The sequence below is a fragment of the Streptomyces sp. R302 genome, from assembly GCF_012927245.1.
GTDB lineage: Bacteria > Actinomycetota > Actinomycetes > Streptomycetales > Streptomycetaceae > Streptomyces.
The window spans coordinates 185,874-208,392 of the sequence record NZ_JABBGE010000001.1; the positions used below are offsets into that span (position 1 = coordinate 185,874).

Below are 22,519 nucleotides of genomic sequence, written 5' to 3' on the forward strand. Positions count from 1 at the left end.
GGTTCCCGCAAGAATCCTGCCCGAAATCGGGCAGGAGCTGCATGATCACCGGCCTTCGGGGGCTATTGGTCCAGACTTGGCCCCCGCGAAGCACAGGTGGCGACACCCACGGTGACCGTGCCGACACGGATGTGAGCCCCCGGCGGGGGACCGTACTCCGCCAGGGGCTCGCATCGGTTTCGGGGGTGTGCCCGTCAGGCGAACCGGGCGATCGGGTTCACCAGGTCGCCGACGAGCTGGAGGGCGCCGGACGGGTCCGCCAGGTCGACCATCTGCTTGTTGTTGCGCAGCTGGAGGCGGTTCAGGGCGGAGAGGGCGAAGGTCTCCGCGAACATGTCGTACTGCGCGAAGCGGTCCGCCAGCTCCGGCTTCGACTCCTGGTAGGCCTTCACGGAGTCGGCGACCGCCCGCCAGAAGACGTCCTCGGCGGCCACGCCCTCCGCCGCCAGGGTCGCCCCCAGGAAGCGGAAGAAGCAGTCGAAGACGTCGGTGAAGACCGACAGGAGCTTCATGGACTCGGGGACGTCGGCGCGGATCCGCTCCACCGCCGGCGGGAGGACCGCCTGCGGGTCCATCACGCAGATCTCCTCGGCGATGTCCTTGAAGATCGCCCGGTCGACCGCGCCGCGCTCGTCCAGGACCAGGATCACGTTCTCGCCGTGCGGCATGTAGACCAGGTCGTAGGCGTAGAAGCAGTGCAGGACCGGCAGGAGGTACGCGTCGAGGTAGCCGCGCAGCCACTCCTCCGGCGTCAGCCCGGACTCCTTGATCAGGGCGCCCGCGAAGGAGGCGCCCGCGTGGTCGACGTGCAGGAGGGACGCCATCGTCGCCAGCCGCTCGCCGTCCGCGAGCCGCTCCACCGGGGACTCGCGCCACAGCGCGGCGAGCATCTTGCGGTACGGCGAGTAGCGGTCCGTCGCGGCCTCGTACTCCAGGTGCCGGTAGCCGACCGCCGCCCGCTCGCGGATGATCGAGAAGCGGGCCGCCTTGAGGACGGAGTCCGACTCGATCAGCTGCGCCAGCCAGTCGTTGATGGCCGGCGTCGCCTCCATGTAGGCGGCCGAAAGGCCGCGCATGAAGCCCATGTTGAGGACCGACAGGGCGGTCTTCACATAGTGCTTGGCCGGGTCGGAGGTGTTGAAGAAGGTACGGATCGACTGCTGCGCCAGGTAGGCGTCCTCGCCCTCGCCGAGGTACACCAGGCGCTGCTGCGCCACCTCGGCGGCGAAGGTCACCGACAGCTTGTTCCACCACTGCCAGGGGTGGGCCGGCATGAGGAGGTAGTCGGCGAGGTCCAGGCCGAGGCCGGCGAGGATGCCGGCGAAGCGGTCGACGGCGGCGTCGCCGAGCTCGGCGCGGATGAAGGCGTCGTACTCGATGCCCGCGCCGGCGGTGAAGGCGGCCCGGTCGCGGCGGGCGGCCAGCCACACCAGGTGGATGGGGCTCGCGGCCTCGGGGGCGTAGGCGCGGTACTCGTCGACGCCGAAGCCGAGGCGGCCGTTGTTGGCGACGAAGCAGGGGTGGCCCTCGGTCATGCCCGTCTCGATGGCCTGGAAGCCGGCGCGGGCCAGCTCGGCGGCGGGCACCTGCGGCTTGGTGGCCTTGTAGGCGGTGCCGGCGAGGGTGGAGGAGATCTCCTCCAGGTAGACGGGGAGGACCTCGTCGCTCAGGCCGAGCGCGCCGCGCAGCTCGGTGATGAACTGCAGCGCGTCGAGGGGGAGCTGCTCGTCGCCCCGGTGCCGGCTGATCGACTCGGGGTAGACCTGCCAGTGGTCGAGGGCGAAGCGGTCCGCGGTGAAGCGGTACTCGGTGGCGCCGTCGTCGCTGAGCACCCGGTAGCGGGACTCGCCCAGCTCCTGCGGGTTCAGCAGCCGCTCGTGGGCGAACTCGGCGAGGCCCTTGCGGATGAGCGCGCGGTTCGCGGCGGCCCAGCGCTCGGGGGTGAGGTGGGAGACGGGGTTCATATGCCAGCTCCGACGGCGGTGGCGGACTCGAACTGGGCCCGGGTGCAGAAGCTCAGCAGGGCCTTCTTCTCGGGCTTCTGGATCTCGCGCTCGGGCACGAAGCCGACGGCCTCGTTGAGGGCGTGGACGGCCTTGTTGGCGACGTCGGGCTCGACGACCACGCGGGCGGTCGCCGGGTCGGCGAACAGCTCGCGCATGACCTCGGTGATCACCATGCGGGTGAAGCCGTGCACCGGGGTGTCGCTGGGCGCGACGAGGAAGTGCATGCCGACGTCGCCCGGGAGCGGGTCGTACAGGCCGACGAGCTCCAGCTCGGACGGGTCGTACCGCTCCATGAGGATGGCGGGGGTCCCGTCCACGAGGCCGACGAAGGCCTGGTGGTGCGGGTTGGCGGCGAAGGCGGCGTACTCGCGCTCGACGTCCTCGACGGTCGCGTCCTGCATCATCCAGAAGGCGGCCTTGGGGTGGGTGACCCAGGCGTGGATCAGCTCCGCGTCCTGGACGGGGTCGAGCGGGCGGAAGCGGACGGTCATACGGAGAACTCCTGGAACGCGATGGTCTTCTCGACGGGGTAATACTCGGATCCCAGCATCTCGCCGATGATGTAGGCGTTGCGGTAGGCCCCCATGCCCAGGTCGGGCGAGGTGATCGAGTGGGTGTGGACGCCGGCGTTCTGGAGGAAGACCTCGCGGCCCGTGGTGTCGACGGCGTAGTTGCGGGCGACGTCGAAGCGGCCCTGCCCGTCGAAGCGGAGGCGGTCCTTGAGCGGCTCCAGGAAGGCGGGGACGGCGTACTTGTAGCCGGTCGCGAGGATCAGGCCCTCGGTCTCGATCTCGTACTCCTTCTCCTGCTCCTCCTGGCGGAAGCCGAGGGTGTACGTGCCCGAGGCCTCGTCGTACGCGGCGGTGCGCAGCGCGGAGTTGGTGAGGAGGCGGCTGGGGACCGGGCCCGCGAAGTTCTTCTGGTAGAGCAGGTCGAAGATGGCGTCGACGAGGTCGCCGTTGATGCCCTTGAAGAGGCCCTTCTGCTGGGACTCCAGGCGGTAGCGGGTCTCCTCGGGGAGCGCGTGGAAGTAGTCCACGTACTCGGGGGAGGTCAGCTCCAGGGTGAGCTTGGTGTACTCCAGCGGGAAGAAGCGCGGGGAGCGGGTCACCCAGTTCAGCTGGTAGCCGTGGACGTCGATCTCCGACAGGAGGTCGTGGTAGATCTCGGCGGCGGACTGGCCGCTGCCGACGATCGTGATCGACTTCTTGCGCTGGAGGGCCGCCTTGTTGGGCACGTAGCGCGAGTTGTGGATCAGGTCGCCGCCGAGCTCGCGGCAGGAGTCGGGGACGTACGGCGGGGTGCCGGTGCCGAGGACGATCCGGCGGGCCAGGAACGTTTCTCCGGCCTCGGTGGTGACGACGTACACCTCGCCGGCCTCGTCGTACGCGACGGAGGAGACGGTGGTGGAGAAGCGGATCGAGGTGAGCCGGTCGGCGGCCCAGCGGCAGTAGTCGTTGTACTCGGCGCGCAGCGGGTAGAAGTTCTCGCGGATGTAGAACGAGTACAGCCGGCCCTTCTCCTTCAGGTAGTTGAGGAAGGAGTACGGCGAGGTCGGGTCGGCGAGGGTCACCAGGTCCGACATGAACGGCGTCTGGAGGTGGGCGCCTTCGAGGAACATCCCCGAGTGCCACTCGAAGCCCGGCTTGGACTCCAGGAAGAGGCCGTTCAGTTCGTCGATGGGCTCGGTGAGGCAGGCGAGGCCGAGGTTGAACGGACCGAGCCCGATCCCGATGAAGTCGTGGATATCGGCGATCTCAGGCGTGGACAAGGTTCTCTCCCAGGTACTGCTCGGCGTGGCCGGCGATCAGATCGAGGACGGCGGCGATGTCGGCCACCGTGGTCTCGGGGTTGAGCAAGGTGAACTTGAGGTACTGGCGGCCGTCGACCTTGGTGCCGGCGACGACGGCCTCGCCCGAGGCGAAGAGCGCCTTGCGGGCGTAGAGGTTGGCGCGGTCGATCTCGGCGGGCGAGGTGACGGCCTCGGGGACGTAGCGGTAGACGAGGGTGGACAGCTGCGGGTCCACGACCACGTCGTAGCGGGGGTCGGCGGCGAGCAGCTCGTACCCGGCGGAGGCCAGGTCGCAGACCTCGTCGAAGAGCTCGCCGACGCCGTCCGCGCCCATGACGCGCAGGGTCATCCACAGTTTGAGGGCGTCGAAGCGGCGGGTGGTCTGGAGCGACTTGTCGACCTGGTTGGGGATCTGCTCGGCGAGGGTGCGCTTGGGGTTGAGGTAGTCGGCGTGGTACGTGGCGTGCCGCAGGGTGGCCCCGTCGCGGACCAGCACGGCGGAGGAACTCACCGGCTGGAAGAAGGACTTGTGGTAGTCGACGGTGACGGAGTCGGCGCGCTCGATGCCGTCGAGGAGGTGGCGGCGCTTGAGGGAGGCGAGCAGGCCGCAGCCGTAGGCGGCGTCGACGTGCATCCAGGCGCCGTACTCCTCGGCGAGGGCGGCGATCTCCGGCAGCGGGTCGATGGAGCCGAAGTCGGTGGTGCCGGCGGTGGCGACGATCGCCATCGGGACGAGGCCCTCGGCGCGGCAGGTCTCCAGCTCGGCGGCGAGGACGACGGACTGCATCCGCTTGGTCTTGTCGACCGGGATCGAGACGACCGCGTCGCGGCCGAGGCCGAGGAGGGTGGCCGACTTCTGGACGGAGAAGTGGCTGCACTCGGAGGAGAAGATCCGCAGTTTCGACAGGTCGTCGGTACCGGCCTCCTCGCGGGCGAGCAGCAGCGCCTGGAGGTTGGACTGGGTGCCGCCGCTGGTGAAGACGCCGTCGGCGAGGGGGCCGAGGCCGATGCGGCCGGTGGTCCAGTCGATGAGCTTGCGCTCGATGAGGGTGCCGCCGGCGGACTGGTCCCAGGTGTCGAGGGAGGAGTTGACCGCCGAGAGGACGGCCTCGCCGAGGACGGCGGGGATGACGACCGGGCAGTTGAGGTGGCCGAGGTAGCGCGGGTGGTGGAAGTAGACCGCGTCGCGGAGGTAGACGTCCTCCAGCTCGTCGAGGGCGGCGGAGGCGTCACCGAGGGGGCGGTCGAGGTCGACGGCGTCGATCACGGGCGCCAGTTCGGCGGGGGTGACGCCCGTGAACGGGCCGCGCGTCGTGGCGAGTTTGGTCGCCACCCGCTCGACCCCTTCGGTGACGGAGCGTCGGTAGCTCTCCGCCGTCGTGTCGTTGAGCAGGTGCGAACGCATGTGGGGGCCCTTCCGGGACGAGGGACGCGGAACGCGCAACCGTGAGTGCAGAAGTAAGGTTAGCCTAACCTAATTTAGTACGACAATGACCCCCCGACCGATGAAGATCGAGGGGCCGTGAGGTGAACCGGCCGACTACGCCGACGTGTTCCGCGTCGCGTCCTGCTCCGCGTCCTGCGTCGCCTCGTCCGGCACCTCGCGCAGGGCGTCCTCCGACAGCCCCTTGCGCCAGTAGCCGACGAAGGTCACCCGGCGCCGGTCGAGCCCGCGCTCGCGCACGAAGTGCCGCCGCAGCGCCTTTACCGCGCCGGACTCGCCCGCGATCCACACGTACGGCGACTCGCCGGGCAGCTCCGCGCCCGCGACCGCCTCCAGGCCGGAGGGCGCGCCCTCCTCCCGTACGAGCCAGGTGACGGTGGCGTCCGCCTGCGTCTCCAGCTCCATCCGGTCGCCGGAGTACGGGACTTCGAGGAAGACACGGGCGCGGGTCTCGGCCGGCAGCCACTCCAGGATGGCGGAGGCGGCGGGCAGCGCCGTCTCGTCGGCCCAGACGATCACCGAGTCGGCGTCCTCCGGCAGCCGGAAGCGGACCCCGGTGTTGTCGGCGACCGCCGGGCCGAGCACGACCACCCGGTCACCGGGCTCGGCGTGCTGCGCCCAGCGGCAGGCGGGCCCGCCGTCCTCGTGGACGGCGAAGTCGATGTCGATCTCGTCCACCGGCTCGGTGCGCTGCTCCCGGACGGTGTACGAGCGCATCACGGCCCGGACGTCGTTGGGCATGGCCCGCCAGGCGCCGAGGATCCCGTACATGTCGGGGTCGTCCAGCGGCGGGAGGACGGGCGCGTCCTGGCCGGGGTGCGGCAGGAAGAGGGACAGCGACTGGTCGCGGCCCCCGGCGGCGAAGCCCTTCAGCTCCTCGCCGGTGGCTCCGGTGAAGGTGACGCGGACCAGCGACGGGCCGAGCCGCCGCGTCCGGTCGACCTGGAGGGAGAAGAACTGGAACGGGGCGGTCTCGGCGGTCGTCATCGGGTCAGGACACCTTCTTCGCGTTCTCCAGGGCGGTGGCCAGGTCCTCCAGGAGGGGGGCGCACTTGGCGTAGGAGTAGACGGGCTCGGTCACGCGCGGGAAGACCTGGCCGGCCTTGACGGCGGGCAGCGCGGCCCAGGTCGGCTTGGCCTTCAGCTGCTCCGGCTGGAGGGTGCCGGTGCGGTTGTCGAGGAGGATGACGTCGGCCTTGTAGGCGTCGACGTTCTCCCAGCTGAGGAGCTCGAACCAGCCGGACGGGTCCAGCTTCTTCGGGGTGACGATGTTGAGGCCCAGCTCCTGGAAGAAGAGCGTGTCGGTCGGGCGGGCCGGGGTGGACACGTAGAAGGTGTCGGGCGCGCCGGAGCCGATGAGGACCTTGATGTCCTTCTTGCCCTGGGCGACCTTGCGCAGGCGCTCGGCGGCGGCCTCGAAGCGGGCCCTGTCCTTCTTGACCTGCTCGCTGTTCACGTCGGCGCCGAGGGAGGCGGCCAGGTCGGCGTGGCGCTGGAGGACGGACGGCATCGACTTGCCGGCGGCCCACAGGGCGACGCTCGGCGCGATCTTCGCGATCTTGGCCTTCTGCTCCTCCGGCACGTACCAGAGGGCGTCCTTCTCCCACATGTCGGTGATGAGGACCTCGGGCTGGAGCTTGAGGTACTCCTCGATGTTGAACTCGCCCCAGACGTTGCCGATGACCTTCACCTTGGTGATGTCGAGGTCGCCGGCCTGGACGTCGGGCTTCTTCTCCTTGGTCTTCGGGTCCTCGACGTAGGTCGGGCCGAAGACGCCGGTGACCTCGACGCCGAAGTCCTTGAGGGCGGCGGCCGTGCCGGTGAAGGCGACGATGTTCTTCGGCGTCGCCTTGGTCTTCACGGTCTGGCCGCGGTCGTCCTTGAACTCCCAGGAGCCGGACTTGGCGGAGGAAGAGGACGGGCTCGCGTCCTTCTTCTTGTCGCCGTCGCCACAGGCGGCGAGCACGGCGCCGAGCCCGAGGGCGCCGCCCGCGGCGAGGATGCCGCGGCGGGTGAGGGAGGTGGCTCGGGCGTTGCTGGGCATGGCGGGATCGCTTTCGATACGTGCCGGAGTCGGCCTGATCAAGTCGAGGGTAGGTTAGCCTAACCTCACACCGACCGACAGGCCCGGGTCCGCGAGGTCTGGATCACATCTCCACGCCCCCACGCCCCCACGCCCCCGCGCACCGTCAAGCGGCTGCCCCTGCGACGAAGGACGCCCGCGCGGCAGGATGGGGCGCGTCCCGCCCGCCGGGGGCGAGGACCCATGCGGGGGAGGCCGGAGGCTGGACCGCCACGGTCTCGTTCGCCGTGAACGGACTCGCCGACGCGTTCGGCTCCTGACGGAGTGCCGTTCCCTGGCGGAGAGCCCCCGGGGGCGCGTTCCGGCGCGCCCGGGGGGAGTGCCCGCGTACGGCTCAGCCCGCGAAGCCCAGCTCGCGGGCGATCAGCATGCGCTGGACCTCGCTGGTGCCCTCGCCGATCTCCAGGATCTTGGAGTCGCGCCACATGCGGGCCACCGGGTACTCGTTCATGAAGCCGTAGCCGCCGTGGATCTGGGTCGCCTCGCGGGCGTTGTCGACGGCGACGGTGGAGGAGTACAGCTTGGCGATCGCCGCCTCCTTCTTGAACGGCTCGCCCATCACCAGGCGGGAGGCGGCGTCGCGCCAGCCGATGCGGGCCATGTGGGCGCGCGTCTCCATGTCGGCGAGCTTGAACTGGATGGCCTGGTTGTCGCCGATCGCGCGGCCGAAGGCGTGACGTTCCTTCGCGTACTTGACCGACTCGTCGACGCAGCCCTGGGCGAGGCCCGTGGCGAGGGCGGCGATGGCGACGCGGCCCTCGTCGAGGATGCGGAGGAACTGGGCGTAGCCGCGGCCCTCCTCGCCGAGGAGGTTCTCCACCGGGACGCGGACGTCGTCGAAGGAGAGCTCGCGGGTGTCCGAGGCGTTCCAGCCGACCTTCGAGTAGGGGGCGGCGACGGTGAAGCCGGGGGTGCCGGACGGGACGATGATCGAGGAGATCAGCGGGCGGCCGTCGGGCTTGCGGCCGGTGACCGCGGTGACCGTCACCAGACCGGTGATGTCCGTACCGGAGTTGGTGATGAAGCACTTCGAGCCGTTGATGACCCAGTGGTCGCCGTCCCGGACGGCGGTGGTGCGGGTGCCGCCCGCGTCCGAGCCCGCGCCCGGCTCGGTGAGGCCGAAGGCGCCCAGCATCTCGCCGGCGCACAGCTTCGGCAGCCACTGCCTCTTCTGCTCCTCGGTGCCGAAGAGGTGCAGCGGCATCGCGCCGAGGGAGACGCCCGCCTCCAGGGTGATGGCGACGGAGGAGTCGACGCGGGCCAGCTCCTCCAGGGCGATGCCGAGGGCGAGGTAGTCGCCGCCCATGCCGCCGTACTCCTCCGGGAACGGCAGGCCGAAGAGGCCCATGCGGCCCATCTCGGCGACGATCTCGTACGGGAACTCGTGGCGCTCGTAGTAGTCGCCGATCTTCGGCGCGACGACGTCGTGGGCGAACGCCTCGACGGTGCGGCGCAGTTCCTCGTGCTCTGCGGAGAGCCGGTGGTCGAGGGACATGGTGTTCGTCACTCCTTGTGGGAGAGGGCTCGGACGGTACGGGACGGGCTCGGCCGGCCCAGTTGTTCGGCCATCCACACGCTCGTGGCGGTGAGGGCGGCCAGGTCGACCCCGGTCTCGATGCCGAGGCCGTCGAGCATCCACACCAGGTCCTCGGTGGCGAGGTTGCCGGTGGCGGACTTGGCGTACGGGCAGCCGCCGAGGCCGCCCGCGGAGGCGTCCACGGTCGTCACGCCGTGCCGCAGCGCGGCGAGCGTGTTCGACAGGGCCTGCCCGTAGGTGTCGTGGAAGTGCACGGCGAGGCGGGAGGTGGGGACCCCGGCCTCGTTCAGGGCCGCCAGGAGCGCCTGGACGTGACCCGGGGTGGCGACGCCGATGGTGTCGCCGAGGCTCAGCTCGTCGCAGCCCATGTCGGCGAGCGCCTTGGTGACGCGGACGGTCTGTTCGACGGGGACGGCGCCCTCCCAGGGGTCGCCGAAGCACATCGACAGATAGCCGCGGACCTTCAGGCCGGCCTCTATGGCCCGGACGACGACCGGCTCGAACATGGCGAGCGCCTCGTCGACGGTCCGGTTGAGGTTGGCCTTCGCGAAGGACTCGGTGGCGGAGGCGAAGACGGCGACCTCGCGGGCGCCGAGCGCGAGCGCCCGGTCGAGGCCGCGCTCGTTCGGCACGAGGACGGGCAGGCGTACGGGCAGGCCGTTGACGAGGGGGAACAGCGCTTCCGCGTCGGCCAGCTGGGGCACCCACTTGGGGTGCACGAAGCTGGTCGCCTCGACGGTGGAGAGCCCGGCGGCGGCGAGCCGCCGGATGAACTCCGCCTTCACCTCGGTCGGGACGGCCGTCTTCTCGTTCTGCAGCCCGTCCCGGGGGCCGACCTCGTGGATCCTGACCCGGGCGGGCAGCGACGGGTCGGGGACGGTCATGGGCAGGGCGGTCATTCCGTGGCCTCCTCGCGGGGGGTGACGACGGCCAGGACCTGGTCCATGGCGACGGTCGTCCCGGGCGTGACGTCCAGTTCGGTGACGGTGCCGGCGTGCGGGGCGGAGATGACGTGCTCCATCTTCATCGCCTCGACGACGAGCAGGCTCTGCCCCGCCTCCACCTCGTCCCCGACCGCCACCTTCACGACGGTGACGGTGCCGGGCATCGGCGCGGCCAGCGTGTCCGCCCCGCCGTGCCGCGCCCCGGAGAGCGCGGCGGCCACCGGGTCGTGGTCCGCGACGTGCCAGGAGTCGCCGTCCCGGCCGAGCCAGGCGCCGGCCCGGCGGAAGGAGTGGACGACCCCGTCGACGGTGACGGTGACCGAACGGTCCGTCACGCGCGCGCCGCCGGGGGCCTCGACCGTGACGGGTTCGAGTCCCGGGACGCGGAACGGGAAGGCCAGGGGCTTCGGCGTGCCGCCGAGCCGCCAGCCGGTCGGCGCGTCGAACGGGTCCGCCCAGCCGCCGCGCGGCCGCGGCGCCAGCTCCGCGCTCCGTACGGCCGCCGCCGCCGCGTACACCTCCTCCGGTACGCCCTCCGGGACGAGGCTCTCCGCGTCGCGCTCCACGAGGCCCGTGTCCATCGCGCCGGACACCACGTCCGGGTGGGCGAGGAGGCGGCGGAGGAAGCCGGCGTTGGTGGGGACGCCGAGGGTGGTGAGGTCCGCGAGGGCCGCGCGGAGCTTGCGGAGGGCCGTGGGGCGGTCCTTCGCGTGGACGATGACCTTCGACAGCATCGGGTCGTAGAGGGAGGAGACCTCGGAGCCCTCCAGGAGGCCGGAGTCGGTGCGTACCCCCTCGCCCGAAGGCTCGTGCAACGCCAGGACCGTGCCGCCGGACGGCAGGAAGCCCCGCGACGGGTCCTCCGCGCAGATGCGGGCCTCGATCGCCCAGCCGTCGAGGCGGACGTCGTCCTGGGTGAAGTCGAGCGGCTCGCCGGAGGCCACCCGCAGCTGCCATTCCACCAGGTCCAGGCCGGTGATGAGCTCCGTCACCGGGTGCTCGACCTGGAGGCGGGTGTTCATCTCCATGAAGTAGTACGCGGAGGGGTCGCCGCCCGGCACGATGAACTCGACCGTGCCCGCGCCGACGTAGCCGCAGGACCGGGCCGCCTCCACCGCCGCCGCGCCCATCGCCGCGCGGGTCGCCTCGTCGAGGAGGACGCTCGGCGCCTCCTCGATGATCTTCTGGTGGCGGCGCTGGAGCGAGCACTCGCGCTCGCCCAGGTGCACCACGTTCCCGTGGGCGTCCGCGAGGACCTGGATCTCGATGTGCCGGGGGCGGTCGATCCACCGCTCCACGAGGAGCGTGTCGTCGCCGAAGGAGGCGCGGGCCTCGCGGCGGGCCGCCGCGATCTCCTCGTCCAGGACCGTCAGGTCCCGCACCAGGCGCATGCCCTTGCCCCCGCCGCCCGCGCTGGGCTTCAGGAGGACGGGCGCGCCCATCTCCCGCGCGGCCTCGGCCACCCGGGGGTCGGCGTCGCCCGGGACGACGGGCACGCCCGCCGCCTTCACGGTCTCCTTGGCCCGGATCTTGTCGCCCATGAGGGAGATCGCCTCGGCGGACGGGCCGATGAAGACGAGCCCGGCGTCGGCGCAGGCGCGCGCGAAGGCCGCGTTCTCCGCGAGGAAGCCGTAGCCGGGGTGGACGGCCTGCGCGCCGGTGCGGCGGGCCGCGTCCAGGAGGGCGGGGACGGAGAGGTACGACTCCGAGGCCGCCGCGGGCCCGATGCGTACCGCCGTGTCGGCCTCCCGCACGTGCCGGGCGTCGGCGTCGGCGTCGCTGTACACCGCCACCGAGCGGACGCCGAGCGCCCGCAGGGTGCGGATGACGCGGACCGCGATCTCGCCCCGGTTGGCGACGAGGACGGTGTCGAACATCTGCTGCATCGTCAGGGTCCTCACATCCGGAAGACGCCGAACTGGGGGTCACCCAGGGGCGCGTTGGCACAGGCGGTCAGCGCGAGACCCAGCACCTGGCGGGTCTCCAGCGGGTCGATCACGCCGTCGTCCCAGAGGCGGGCGGTCGCGTAGTAGGCGCTGCCCTGCGTCTCGTACTGCTCGCGGATCGGCGCCTTGAAGGTCTCCTCCTCCTCGGCGCTCCAGGCGTCGCCGAGCTGGTCGCGCTTGACCGTGGCGAGGACCGAGGCGGCCTGCTCGCCGCCCATGACGGAGATCTTCGCGTTCGGCCACATCCACAGGAAGCGGGGGGAGTAGGCCCGGCCGCACATCGAGTAGTTGCCCGCGCCGAAGGAGCCGCCGACGACGACCGTCAGCTTCGGCACGCGCGTGGTGGCGACCGCCGTGACCATCTTCGCGCCGTGCTTGGCGATGCCGCCGTGCTCGTACGCCTTGCCGACCATGAAGCCGGTGATGTTCTGGAGGAAGACGAGCGGGATGCCGCGCTGGTCGCACAGCTCGATGAAGTGCGCGCCCTTCTGGGCGGACTCGGCGAACAGGATGCCGTTGTTGGCGACGATGCCGACCGGGTGGCCGTGGATCCGGGCGAAGCCGGTGACCAGCGTCTGCCCGTACTCGGACTTGAACTCCTGGAAGCGGGAGCCGTCCACCACGCGGGCGATGACCTCGCGCACGTCGTACGGGGTGCGGGAGTCGACCGGGACGGCGCCGTACAGCCCGTACGGGTCGACCTTCGGTTCCTCGACGGGCTCGACGGACCACGGCAGCGGGCCCCGCTCGGGCAGGGTCGCCACGATGTTCCGGACGATCCGCAGCGCGTGCGCGTCGTCCTCCGCGAGGTGGTCGGTGACGCCGGAGATGCGGGAGTGGACCTCGCCGCCGCCCAGCTCCTCCGCCGTGACGACCTCGCCGGTCGCCGCCTTCACCAGCGGCGGGCCGCCGAGGAAGATCGTGCCCTGGTTCCGGACGATCACGGCCTCGTCGCTCATCGCCGGGACGTACGCGCCGCCGGCCGTGCAGGAGCCCATGACGGCCGCGATCTGCGGGATGCCGGCGCCGGACATGCGGGCCTGGTTGTAGAAGATCCGGCCGAAGTGCTCGCGGTCCGGGAAGACCTCGTCCTGCATCGGCAGGAAGGCGCCGCCGGAGTCGACCAGGTAGAGGCAGGGGAGGCGGTTGTCGAGCGCCACCTCCTGCGCCCGCAGGTGCTTCTTCACGGTCATCGGGTAGTAGGTGCCGCCCTTGACCGTGGCGTCGTTGGCGACGATCACGCACTCGCGGCCGGAGACCCGGCCGATGCCCGCGATGACGCCGGCGGCCGGGGCCTGGTCGCCGTACATGCCGTTCGCCGCGAGCGGCGCCAGCTCCAGGAACGGCGAACCCGGGTCCAGGAGGGTGTCCACCCGGTCGCGCGGCAGCAGCTTCCCGCGCGCGGTGTGCCGGGCGCGGGACTTCTCACCGCCTCCGAGCGCCGCCTCGGCCAGCTTGGCCCGCAGCGTCTCCGAGAGCTCCCGGTGCGCCGCCTCGTTGGCCCGCCAGGCCGCCGAGGCGGGATCTGCCGCGCTCGACAGCTCAGGTGCCTGCCGCATCGACCGATCTCCCTTGTTCGGTTAATGAGCGTTAACGTACGCGGTTCAGGTTAACGACCGCTAACCAGGTTGTCTAGGATGGAGGGCATGAGCACGAGCCCGACCCCGACGCCCGCCCGCATGGACGCGCCGACCCGCCGCGAGCAGATCCTCAAGGAGGCCGCCCGCCTCTTCGCCGCGCGCGGGTTCCACGGGGTGGGCGTCGACGAGATAGGAGCCGCGGTCGGCATCAGCGGCCCCGGGCTCTACCGGCACTTCCCCGGCAAGGACGCGATGCTCGCCGAGCTGCTCGTCGGCATCAGCGAGCGGCTCCTCGCGGGCGGCCGGCTGCGGGTCGCGGAGTCGCCCGGCGACCCGGCGGCCCTCCTGGCCTCGCTCATCGACGGCCACATCGACTTCGCCCTCGACGACCGCCCGCTCATCACCCTGCACGACCGCGAGCTCGACCGGCTCAAGGACGAGGACCGCAAGCGGGTCCGCCAGCTCCAGCGCCAGTACGTCGAGCTCTGGGTCGACGTCGTGCGCGCCCTGCACCCGGCGGCCGGCGAGCCGGAGGTCCGGGCGGCCGTGCACGCGGTCTTCGGCCTCCTCAACTCCACCCCGCACCTCGGCGCCCCCCTGGAGCGCGAGGAGATGGAGCGCCTCCTGAGGAGCCTCACCCACGGGGCCCTGGGCGCCCTGGCGGCCTGAACCGCCGCCGCCTCATGTCGCCGGCCGCTCCTCGCGGGTGAGCCGGCGCAGGACGAGCGCGACGACCACGCCGACGGCGGAGCAGGCCGCCAGGGCCAGGAAGCCGTCCGCATGGAGACGACGGAGGCGTCTGAGGCGCGGAACGTCTCCCCGGCCGCGCGGCGGGCGCGTCACAATGAGCCCCATGCCGATACTCAGCCGTGCCGCCCTCGTCGAGCACCTCGTCCGCAGCCGCATCGCGGGCGACGTCGCCACCCCCCGCGAGAACAACCTCGACCACTACCGCAAGCTCGCCAACGGCGACCGGCACTACTGGTTCGGCCTGGAGCTCGGGGACCGGTGGACGGACGAGCAGGACGTGCTGGCCGTGATGGCCGAGCGCTGCGGCGTCGTCGACGACCCGGCCCACCGCGCCGGGCAGGACACCATCGACCCCGAGCTGACCGTCGACGCCCTCGACCGGATGGCCGCCCGCCTGAAGGAGGCCGCCGCCGCCCGGCAGCGCGTGCTCTTCGCGACCGGCCACCCCGGTGCGCTGATCGACGCGCACGGCCGGGTCGCCGCCGCGCTGCGGGCGCAGGGCTGCGACGTCGTGCGGATCCCCGGCGGGCTCGTCGCCGACGAGGGGTACGTCGTGCAGTTCGCGGACGTCGCCGTGTTCGAGCGCGGCGCCAGCCTCTGGCACACCCACTCGCCGGAGCCGATGAACGCGATCCTCGACGGCCTCGCCCTGCTCGGCGAGGCCGCGCCGGACCTCGTCGTCGCCGACCACGGCTGGGCCGGCCGCGCCGCGCAGCGCGGCATCGACTCCGTCGGCTACGCGGACTGCAACGACCCGGCGCTCTTCCTCGCCGAGGCCGAGGGCACCATGAAGGTGACCGTCCCGCTCGACGACCACGTCGTGGACCCGCGCTTCTACGAGCCGATGACGACGTACCTGCTGAACGCCGCGGGCCTCCTGGGCTAGGACGGCGGCCCCGGCGTCGGGTCCAGGTAGACCCGCCGCACCGAGGGGAAGCGGGCCCGGAGGCGCGCCTCCGCCTGTTCGCAGGCCCGCTCCACCTCCGCCGCCGTCACCACGTCCCGGAAGTCGACCTTCGCGGCGATCATCACCTCGCCGGGGCCCTGGATCAGGGTGATCAGGTCGAGCACGTCCACCACGTGCGCGACGCCGAGGAGCTCCTCGCGGACCTCCGCCCGCATGGGGTGGGGCAGCGGGCGGCCGATGAGGAGCTGGGCGTTGGCGCGGCCCAGGACCCAGGCCACGTACACGAGCAGGCAGCCGATGAGGACCGAGGCGACGCCGTCCCAGACGCCGGAGCCGGTGATCTGGCCGCAGAGGAGGCCGCCGGCGGCGAGCATCAGACCGGCGAGGGCGGCCGAGTCCTCCAGGACGACCGCCTTGACGGTGGTGTCGGGGGTGAGCCGCAGGTAGTCGGCGAACGGCGCCCGCATCCGTTCCGCCTCCGCCTTGACCTGCTTGACGCCGGTCCGCAGGGAGAAGGCCTCCAGGACGAAGGAGACGGCGAGCACGACGTACGAGACGAGCGGGTCGCCGAGCTCCTCGCCGTGGGCGAGGGTGTGGATGCCGTCGTAGATCGAGAAGACGGCGCCGCCGACGAAGGTGGCGACGGCGGCGAGCATCGCCCACACGTACCGCTCGCCCGCGTGCCCGACGGGATGGTCCTCGTCGGCGGGCTTCTCGCTCCGCTTGAGCGCCGTGAGCAGCATGACCTCGGTGACCGTGTCGGCGACCGAGTGGGCGGCCTCCGACAGCATCGCGCTCGACCCGCTGATGACGCCCGCGACGGCCTTGGCGACCGCGATCCCGAGGTTCGCGAACGCCGCCACGATCACGGTGAAGGTGCTCTCGCCGTTGTCGGCCTTGACATCCGTCATGGCATCGGACGGTATGTCCGGTCGTCAGCGCGGGACGCGAACGACACCCTCCTGGATGACGGAGATCGCGAGCCGCCCGTCCCGCGTCCAGATCCTGGCCTGGCCGAGACCGCGCCCGCCGGAGGACGACGGCGACTCCTGGTCGTAGAGGAGCCACTCGTCGGCCCGGAACGGCCGGTGGAACCACATCGCGTGGTCGAGCGAGGCGCCGACCACGTCCCCGACGGCCCAGCCGCCGCGCCCGTGGGCGAGCAGCACCGAGTCGAGCAGGGTCATGTCGGAGACGTACGTGGCGAGCACGACGTGCAGCAACGGGTCGTCGGACAGCTTGCCGTTGGTACGGAACCACACCTGCGAGCGCGGTTCGCGCGGCTCCCCGACCGAGCCCCACGGCGGGGCCTCGGCGTACCGCAGGTCGACGGCGGCGCGCGCCTCGACCAGCCGGTCGGCGATCTCCCGGGGGAGGTGCCGGGGCAGCATCTCCTCGGCGGTCGGCAGCGACTCCGGGTCGGGCGCGGCCGGCATCGCGACCTGGTGGTCGAGCCCCTCCTCGTGCGCCTGGAAGGAGGCGGAGAGGTGGAAGATCGGCCGCCCGTGCTGGATGGCGACGACCCGCCGGGTGGTGAAGGACCGCCCGTCCCGGATCCGGTCGACCTCGTAGACGATCGGCGCGCCCGGGTCTCCCGGTACGAGGAAGTACGCGTGGAGCGAGTGGGCGAGACGGTCCGCGGGGACGGTCCGGCCCGCCGCCACCAGCGCCTGGGCGGCCACCTGGCCGCCGAAGACGCGGGGGACGATCGCGGACCGGGACTGTCCCCGGAAGATGTCCTGCTCGATCCGCTCCAGGTCGAGCAGGGCGAGCAGGTCATCCAGTGCGGAAGGCGCTTCGGGCACTTACAGGCCCATGCTCTTCGCGATGATCGACTTCATGATCTCGCTGGTGCCGCCGTAGATGCGGTTGACGCGGTTGTCGGCGTACAGGCGGGCGATCGGGTACTCGTTCATGTAGCCGTAGCCGCCGTGCAGCTGGAGGCAGCGGTCGATGACGCGGTGCGCGACCTCGGTGCAGAAGAGCTTGGCGGAGGCGGCCTCGGCCGGGGTCAGCTCGCCCGCGTCCAGGGCCTCCAGGGCGCGGTCGGCGACGGCCTCGGCGGCGTCCACCTCGGCCTGGCAGGCGGCCAGCTCGAACTTGGTGTTCTGGAAGTGGGCGACCGGCTTGCCGAAGACGGTGCGCTCCTGCACGTACTCCTTGGCGAAGCGGACGGCGGCCTTGGCCTGCGCGTAGGCGCCGAAGGCGATGCCCCAGCGCTCGGAGGCGAGGTTGTGGCCGAGGTAGGAGAAGCCCTTGCCCTCCTCGCCGAGCAGGTCCTCGACGGGGACCTTGACGTCGACGAAGGCGAGCTCGGCGGTGTCGGAGGTCTTCAGGCCGAGCTTGTCGAGCTTGCGGCCGATCGAGTAGCCCTCGGACTTGGTGTCGACGGCGAAGAGGGAGATGCCGAAGCGGCGGTCGTCCTCGGACGGGGCCGAGGTGCGGGCGCAGACGATCACGCGGTCGGCGTGGACGCCGCCGGTGATGAAGGTCTTGGCGCCGTTGAGGACGTAGTGGGTGCCGTCCTCGGAGAGCTTGGCGGTGGTCTTCATGCCCGCGACGTCGGAGCCGGTGCCCGGCTCGGTCATCGCCAGGGCCCACATCTCCTCGCCGGAGACGAACTTCGGCAGGTAGCGCTTCTTCTGGTCCGCGCTCGCGAGCATCTTGATGTACGGCAGGGCGAGCAGCACGTGCACGCCGGAGCCGCCGAACTGCACGCCGGCGCGGGAGGTCTCCTCGTAGAGGACGGCCTCGAACTTGTGGGTGTCGAGACCGGCGCCGCCGAACTCCTCCGGCACGTTGATGCCGAAGATGCCCAGCTCGCCGAGCTTGTAGTAGAAGTCGCGCGGCGCCTGGCCGGCCGCGAACCACTCGTCGTAGACGGGGACGACCTCGGCCTCGATGAAGGCCCGGATGGTCTCCCGGAACGCCTCGTGGTCCTCGTTGAATACGGTACGGCGCACGGTGCGACTCCTCCGGTGTGCGAGCCCAGTTGTCTAAGCGCTTGCTCAGTCTGTCAGGTCCGAAGTTACCCAGCGGTCACCCGCCCTGTCCAGACTCCCGGCCTGTGATCCAGGCCCGTCCCACGGAGTCGTACCCGTACACCGGCCCTCTCCCCACCCCGCTCGTCCGGAAGGGTTGCCCGTCCTCGTCCCCGATCCGCACCGTGCCGCTCCGCCCCTCCGCGCTCCACTCCAGTTCCAGGTACCAGCGGCAGTCGCACCCCGCCGTCCGCGCCGACACCCGCAGCTCCTCCGGCTCGGCGGCGGTGACCGCGTACGGGAAGGAGACCGCAGGGATCGTCCGCCCCTCCTGTCCGGAGGCGTCGTACCCGTCCAGCGCCCGCGCCACCGGCCGCGGCCGGTCCAGGTCCACCTCGAAACGGCGCGGCGTCACCGCCCCGCCGCACCCGTCGTCCGTCCGGTACGCCGCCCACGGCAGCGGCGCGCCCCGCTCGACCACCCGCACGTGCAACGCCTGGAGCACCACCGCCGCCGCGCCCTTCCCCTGCACCGACACCCGCACCAGCGTCTCCCCGCCGTCCACGGCCCCCTGCGCCGTCGCCCAGCTCCGCGCGTCGGCCGCCTCCGGCGGAGGAGGGGGCGTCCGTTCCACGAGGTAGGTGTGCCCGCACCCGTTCTTCCAGATGTGCGACGCGACCGTCCACGTCAGCGGCGCCGGCGGTTCGGCGACCCGCTCCCCGGTCTTCCCGGGCAGGAGTACGGCTCCGAGCGTCACCGCCCCCACGACCGCCAGCGCCCCTCCGACCACGCCCACCCACCCCCACCGGCGCCGCCGCCGCTCGGACGGGAGGCCCGGCACGCGCGCGTGCACGGGGTCCAGCTCGGGCTCGGGCGCCGCCACCGGGACCGGCACGGGCTCCGGAGCCGACGTCGGCTCCGCGCCGGGTTCCGGTGCCGGAGGGCGGCGGGCGCCGTCCGCGCGGGTCCAGGCCGCCTCCAGGGCCCGCCGCTCCTCCTCGTCCGCCCCGCACAGCCGCGCCAGCCGGTCGACCACGGCGAAGTCCTCCGGGACGGTCGCGCCGGAGCAGTACCGGTGGAGGGTGGACGCGCTCACGTTCAGACGCCGGCCCAGCGCCTCGTAACTCCGCCCGTCCCGCGTCTTCAGCGCGCGCACGAGCCCCGCGAACTCCTCGACCGCGGCGTCCTTCGCCATTCCGCCCCCCGACCCTGCGTCCCACTCGCCTCACGTCCTTGCACGTCAGCGGGGGTGGAATGGTTCCGGGACGGGTGGCGGGCGCGTCACCGTTGCCCGGGGCGGGCGGGGGCCCGACGCTGGTGGAGCACCGACCGAACGACCCGACGGGGGATCCACCACCATGAGCAAGCTCCGTACCGCACTCGCCGCCACCGCCGCCGCAGCCCTGGGCCTCGCCGCCCTCGCCGCCGCCCCGGCGCAGGCCGCCGCCCCGGCGCAGGCCGCCGCCCGGCCCGCCTTCCTCTCCGCCGCCCAGATGCCGGCGTCGTCGACGCCGTGGACCGCCACCCCGGTCTTCACCGGCGTGCCGGAGAACGGCGGCGCCCTCTGCGCCCCCTACAAGATCCCGGCGCAGCACACCCGCTACCGCGAGTTCAGCACCGAGCTCGACACCAACGGCGTCCAGATCACCACCGTCGCCCGCACCGAGGCCGACGCCGTGAAGCTGGTCGACACCCTCCGCAAGGCGATCGCCGGCTGCGGCGCCCTCCTGGAGCGGCAGAACCCGGGCCTGAACGCCGTCAGCGCCTACCACGGCAAGCTCGCCGTGGAGGAGGGCGCCTGGGTCTACAGCCTGGACACCGACGACCCGGAGATCGGGAACACCGACATCCACCTGTTCTCCGTCGGCCGCGACGGCCGCACCGTCACCTACGTCCGGTGGGGCCAGATGGGCGACCTCGCCGACGCCCCGCTGAACGGCTTCCGCACCACGACGAAGACCGCGGTCAACAAGCTCTACTGAGCCCGGCCGAGCGCGAACCACAGCTCCATCCGCACGTCCGGATCGTCCAGGTCCCGGTCGAGGAGGACCGCGCAGCGGGCGATCCGCTGCCGGACCGTGTTGCGGTGGACGCCCAGCGCGGCGGCCGTCCGGTCCCAGCTGCCGTGCAGGGAGAGCCAGGCGCGCAGGGTCTCGGCCTGCGCCTCGCCGAGGGGAGCGAGGAGCGCGCGCGCGTGGGCGGCGGCCTCCGCCGGGTCGACCAGACCCGCGAGGCCGTTCGCCCGGTGACGGACCAGGGGGGTCCGGGTCGCCTCCGCCCGCCGCAGCGCCCGGCCCGCCTGCGCGTCCGCCGCGGGCAGGTCGGACGGCCCGGCCGGGGCGGAGACGCCGAGGGTCCAGCCGGACTGGGCCGTCGCGGGCGCGCCCGGCGGCAGCAGGAGCCGTACCACCGGGCCCGCGTCGACCAGGTCCGTGCCGAGCGCCGCCGCCAGGCCCGCCGCCGCGAACGGGGTGCCGTCGCCGCCCCGGGCGTGCACCACCGTCCACGGGCCGGGGGAGAGGGCGGCCGCGGCCTCCGCCGCCGGGGCGCCGAGCAGCAGCCGGGTCAGCACCCCGTCCCGTACCGCCACGTCGCTCGCCCGGTGCGGCGCGGTCAGCAGCGAGAGCAGCACCACCGCCACCCCGGCGACCGTGTGGTCGCCGGGGTCGCGGCGCTCCGTCGCCACGCCGAGCGTCAGCCCCTCGCCGCCGCCCAGCGCGTACGCCGCGAGGCGCAGTCCGCCGCCCTCGCCGCTCGCCGACGCGGGACCGCCCGGACGCGGGCCGACGACCCCGGCGAGCTCCGCCAGGGCCCGCGCCGCCTCCGGGGACGGCTCCCGGCCCGCCGCCGCCCACTCCGCGCCGTCCCCGCCGTACAGGACCGCCCGGCCGCCGAGCCGCGAGGCCAGCGCGTGGAGGACGGCCGGGACCGGCGCCGGACGCGCGGCGGCCGTCGCGAGGGACTGCTGGGCCTCCGTCACCCGGCGCAGCTCCGACAACCTGGCCTCCGCCATCAGCCGCCACAGCGCCCGCGCCACCGCCGCGAACGGCGTCCCGGGCTCGACCTCGACCAGCGGCAGCCCGTGCCGGGCACACGCCTCGACCAGCTCCGCCGGCACCGTGTCGTACACCGGTGTCACCCCGAAGCCGAGCGCCGCCGCCCCCGCCTCCACCACCCGCTCCACGAACCGCGCCGGATCCGTCAGCTGCACCCCCGCCGTCAGCAGCAGCTCACCGCCGAGGAGATACGGATACGGGTCGGCCATCTCCGAGGTGTGCACCCCGTGCAGCGCCACCTCGTCCGTGCCGGTCAGCAGCCGGAGCCGGAGCTCACGGCGGGCCAGCAGCGCGGCGAGCGGCACCGGCGGCGCCGGAGGGGCGGAGCCCGGATCGGTACGTGCCTCGGTACGCGACTCGGTACGCGCCATGGACATGGTCCTTCCGTACATCTCCCGCCACGACAGTGGAGGAAACGTACACTTCAATGTGGCTTTCGGGCGACTTACCGTCGAGCCGCACCCCGACGACAGCCCAGGAGGCACCGACCATGAGCAGCGACCAGAGCACCCCGCGCGGTCCGATCGACTCGTCCCGCGTCCCGCGGTACGCCGGTCCCGCGACGTTCGCCCGGCTGCCGCGGCTCGACGAGGTCGGCACCGCCGACATCGCCGTGGTCGGCGTCCCCTTCGACAGCGGTGTCTCCTACCGCCCCGGCGCCCGCTTCGGCGGCAACGCCATCCGCGAGGCCTCCCGCCTCCTGCGCCCCTACAACCCGGCGCAGGACGCCTCCCCGTTCGCCCTCACGCAGGTCGCCGACGGCGGCGACATCGCCGTCAACCCCTTCAACATCAACGAGGCCGTCGAGACCATCGAGGCCGCCGCCGACGAGCTCCTCGGCACCGGCGCCCGCATGATGACCCTCGGCGGCGACCACACCATCGCCCTCCCGCTGCTCCGCTCGGTCGCCAAGAAGCACGGCCCCGTCGCCCTGCTCCACTTCGACGCCCACCTGGACACCTGGGACACCTACTTCGGCGCCGAGTACACCCACGGCACGCCGTTCCGCCGCGCCGTCGAGGAGGGCATCCTCGACACCGAGGCCCTCTCCCACGTCGGCACCCGCGGCCCGCTGTACGGCAAGCAGGACCTCACGGACGACGAGAAGATGGGCTTCGGCATCGTCACCTCCGCCGACATCTACCGCCGCGGCGCCGACGAGGTCGCCGACCAGCTCCGCCAGCGCATCGGCGACCGCCCCCTGTACATCTCCATCGACATCGACTGCCTCGACCCGGCCCACGCCCCCGGCACCGGCACCCCCGAGGCGGGCGGCATGACCTCCCGCGAGCTCCTGGAGATCCTCCGCGGCCTCTCCTCCTGCAACCTGGTCTCCGCGGACGTCGTCGAGGTCGCCCCGGCCTACGACCACGCCGAGATCACGGCCGTCGCCGCCTCCCACACGGCGTACGAACTGACCACGATCATGAGCCGCCAGATCGCGGCCGGTCGATAATTCCCGGGGGTGCCCGGCCCTGCTCCCGCGGGGCCGG

General features: G+C 72.4%; 20 protein-coding genes. 4 read left to right on the forward strand and 16 right to left on the reverse strand.

All coding sequences use genetic code 11. The features are described from left to right. Window positions 1–194: 194 nt before the first annotated feature. The 10 genes from HHL19_RS00840 to HHL19_RS00885 form a co-directional block, all read right to left on the reverse strand. Window positions 195–1,964 (reverse strand): IucA/IucC family siderophore biosynthesis protein, encoded by a 1,770-nt coding sequence (locus HHL19_RS00840; RefSeq protein ID WP_169084509.1) that lies wholly within the window; start codon window positions 1,962–1,964, stop codon window positions 195–197. Further along, entirely contained in the window at window positions 1,961–2,497 is a 537-nt protein-coding gene (locus tag HHL19_RS00845; protein WP_169084511.1) for a GNAT family N-acetyltransferase, read from the reverse strand. Before HHL19_RS00845 ends, HHL19_RS00840 begins: the two co-directional genes overlap by 4 nt. Then, the gene (locus tag HHL19_RS00850; RefSeq protein WP_169084513.1) at window positions 2,494–3,777 is read right to left on the reverse strand and encodes a SidA/IucD/PvdA family monooxygenase; all 1,284 of its coding nucleotides are present in this window, start codon (window positions 3,775–3,777) and stop codon (window positions 2,494–2,496) included. Before HHL19_RS00850 ends, HHL19_RS00845 begins: the two co-directional genes overlap by 4 nt. Beyond that, window positions 3,764–5,203 carry an aspartate aminotransferase family protein gene (locus HHL19_RS00855; protein WP_169084515.1) on the reverse strand — a complete coding sequence of 480 codons (1,440 nt, stop codon included), beginning with the start codon at window positions 5,201–5,203 and terminating at the stop codon, window positions 3,764–3,766. Before HHL19_RS00855 ends, HHL19_RS00850 begins: the two co-directional genes overlap by 14 nt. A 135-nt stretch (window positions 5,204–5,338) precedes the next feature. Further along, window positions 5,339–6,229: a siderophore-interacting protein gene (locus tag HHL19_RS00860; protein ID WP_169084517.1), complete on the reverse strand. Its 891-nt coding sequence runs from the start codon at window positions 6,227–6,229 to the stop codon at window positions 5,339–5,341. 4 nt (window positions 6,230–6,233) lie between these two features. Beyond that, a complete protein-coding gene (locus HHL19_RS00865) occupies window positions 6,234–7,286 on the reverse strand; it encodes an ABC transporter substrate-binding protein (protein WP_169084519.1) in 1,053 nt (350 codons plus the stop codon). A 373-nt stretch (window positions 7,287–7,659) separates the two neighbouring features. Beyond that, window positions 7,660–8,820, reverse strand: coding sequence for an acyl-CoA dehydrogenase family protein (locus HHL19_RS00870; protein WP_169084521.1), 1,161 nt, complete (start codon window positions 8,818–8,820; stop codon window positions 7,660–7,662). A gap of 8 nt (window positions 8,821–8,828) precedes the next feature. Continuing rightward, window positions 8,829–9,761, reverse strand: coding sequence for a hydroxymethylglutaryl-CoA lyase (locus HHL19_RS00875; protein WP_169084523.1), 933 nt, complete (start codon window positions 9,759–9,761; stop codon window positions 8,829–8,831). Then, entirely contained in the window at window positions 9,758–11,683 is a 1,926-nt protein-coding gene (locus tag HHL19_RS00880) for a biotin carboxylase N-terminal domain-containing protein (RefSeq protein ID WP_169086168.1), read from the reverse strand. Before HHL19_RS00880 ends, HHL19_RS00875 begins: the two co-directional genes overlap by 4 nt. A gap of 20 nt (window positions 11,684–11,703) precedes the next feature. Beyond that, window positions 11,704–13,311, reverse strand: coding sequence for a carboxyl transferase domain-containing protein (locus HHL19_RS00885; protein WP_169084525.1), 1,608 nt, complete (start codon window positions 13,309–13,311; stop codon window positions 11,704–11,706). Window positions 13,312–13,398: 87 nt separating this feature from the next. Between HHL19_RS00885 and HHL19_RS00890 the strand changes: the two genes are divergently transcribed. Then, on the forward strand, window positions 13,399–14,001 hold the full coding sequence (locus HHL19_RS00890; protein WP_206324459.1) for a TetR/AcrR family transcriptional regulator: 603 nt from the start codon (window positions 13,399–13,401) through the stop codon (window positions 13,999–14,001). A gap of 12 nt (window positions 14,002–14,013) precedes the next feature. On the opposite strand, the gene HHL19_RS00895 is transcribed toward HHL19_RS00890, so the two are convergent. Beyond that, entirely contained in the window at window positions 14,014–14,187 is a 174-nt protein-coding gene (locus HHL19_RS00895; RefSeq protein ID WP_169084527.1) for a hypothetical protein, read from the reverse strand. Here HHL19_RS00895 and HHL19_RS00900 point away from each other — a divergent pair. Further along, a complete protein-coding gene (locus HHL19_RS00900) occupies window positions 14,186–14,968 on the forward strand; it encodes a phosphatase (RefSeq protein ID WP_169084529.1) in 783 nt (260 codons plus the stop codon). The two genes, HHL19_RS00895 and HHL19_RS00900, sit on opposite strands and share 2 nt — an antisense overlap. Here the strand turns inward: HHL19_RS00900 and HHL19_RS00905 are convergent. From HHL19_RS00905 to HHL19_RS00920, 4 genes are all read right to left on the reverse strand, one after another. Then, window positions 14,965–15,900, reverse strand: coding sequence for a cation diffusion facilitator family transporter (locus tag HHL19_RS00905; RefSeq protein WP_169084531.1), 936 nt, complete (start codon window positions 15,898–15,900; stop codon window positions 14,965–14,967). The two genes, HHL19_RS00900 and HHL19_RS00905, sit on opposite strands and share 4 nt — an antisense overlap. Before the next feature lie 24 nt (window positions 15,901–15,924). Further along, window positions 15,925–16,794 carry an acyl-CoA thioesterase II gene (locus tag HHL19_RS00910; protein WP_169084533.1) on the reverse strand — a complete coding sequence of 290 codons (870 nt, stop codon included), beginning with the start codon at window positions 16,792–16,794 and terminating at the stop codon, window positions 15,925–15,927. Further along, entirely contained in the window at window positions 16,795–17,952 is a 1,158-nt protein-coding gene (locus HHL19_RS00915; RefSeq protein WP_169084535.1) for an acyl-CoA dehydrogenase family protein, read from the reverse strand. It abuts the gene before it with no gap. Window positions 17,953–18,028: 76 nt separating this feature from the next. Continuing rightward, window positions 18,029–19,165: a helix-turn-helix transcriptional regulator gene (locus HHL19_RS00920; RefSeq protein ID WP_169084537.1), complete on the reverse strand. Its 1,137-nt coding sequence runs from the start codon at window positions 19,163–19,165 to the stop codon at window positions 18,029–18,031. A gap of 163 nt (window positions 19,166–19,328) precedes the next feature. Between HHL19_RS00920 and HHL19_RS00925 the strand changes: the two genes are divergently transcribed. Next, window positions 19,329–19,952: a hypothetical protein gene (locus tag HHL19_RS00925; protein WP_169084539.1), complete on the forward strand. Its 624-nt coding sequence runs from the start codon at window positions 19,329–19,331 to the stop codon at window positions 19,950–19,952. Here HHL19_RS00925 and HHL19_RS00930 read toward each other — a convergent pair. After that, entirely contained in the window at window positions 19,946–21,397 is a 1,452-nt protein-coding gene (locus tag HHL19_RS00930; protein ID WP_169084541.1) for a PucR family transcriptional regulator, read from the reverse strand. The genes HHL19_RS00925 and HHL19_RS00930 overlap by 7 nt on opposite strands. Before the next feature lie 119 nt (window positions 21,398–21,516). On the opposite strand from HHL19_RS00930, the gene speB reads away from it, so the two are divergent. Continuing rightward, window positions 21,517–22,482 (forward strand): agmatinase, encoded by a 966-nt coding sequence (speB, locus tag HHL19_RS00935; RefSeq protein WP_169084544.1) that lies wholly within the window; start codon window positions 21,517–21,519, stop codon window positions 22,480–22,482. Window positions 22,483–22,519 lie beyond the last annotated feature (37 nt).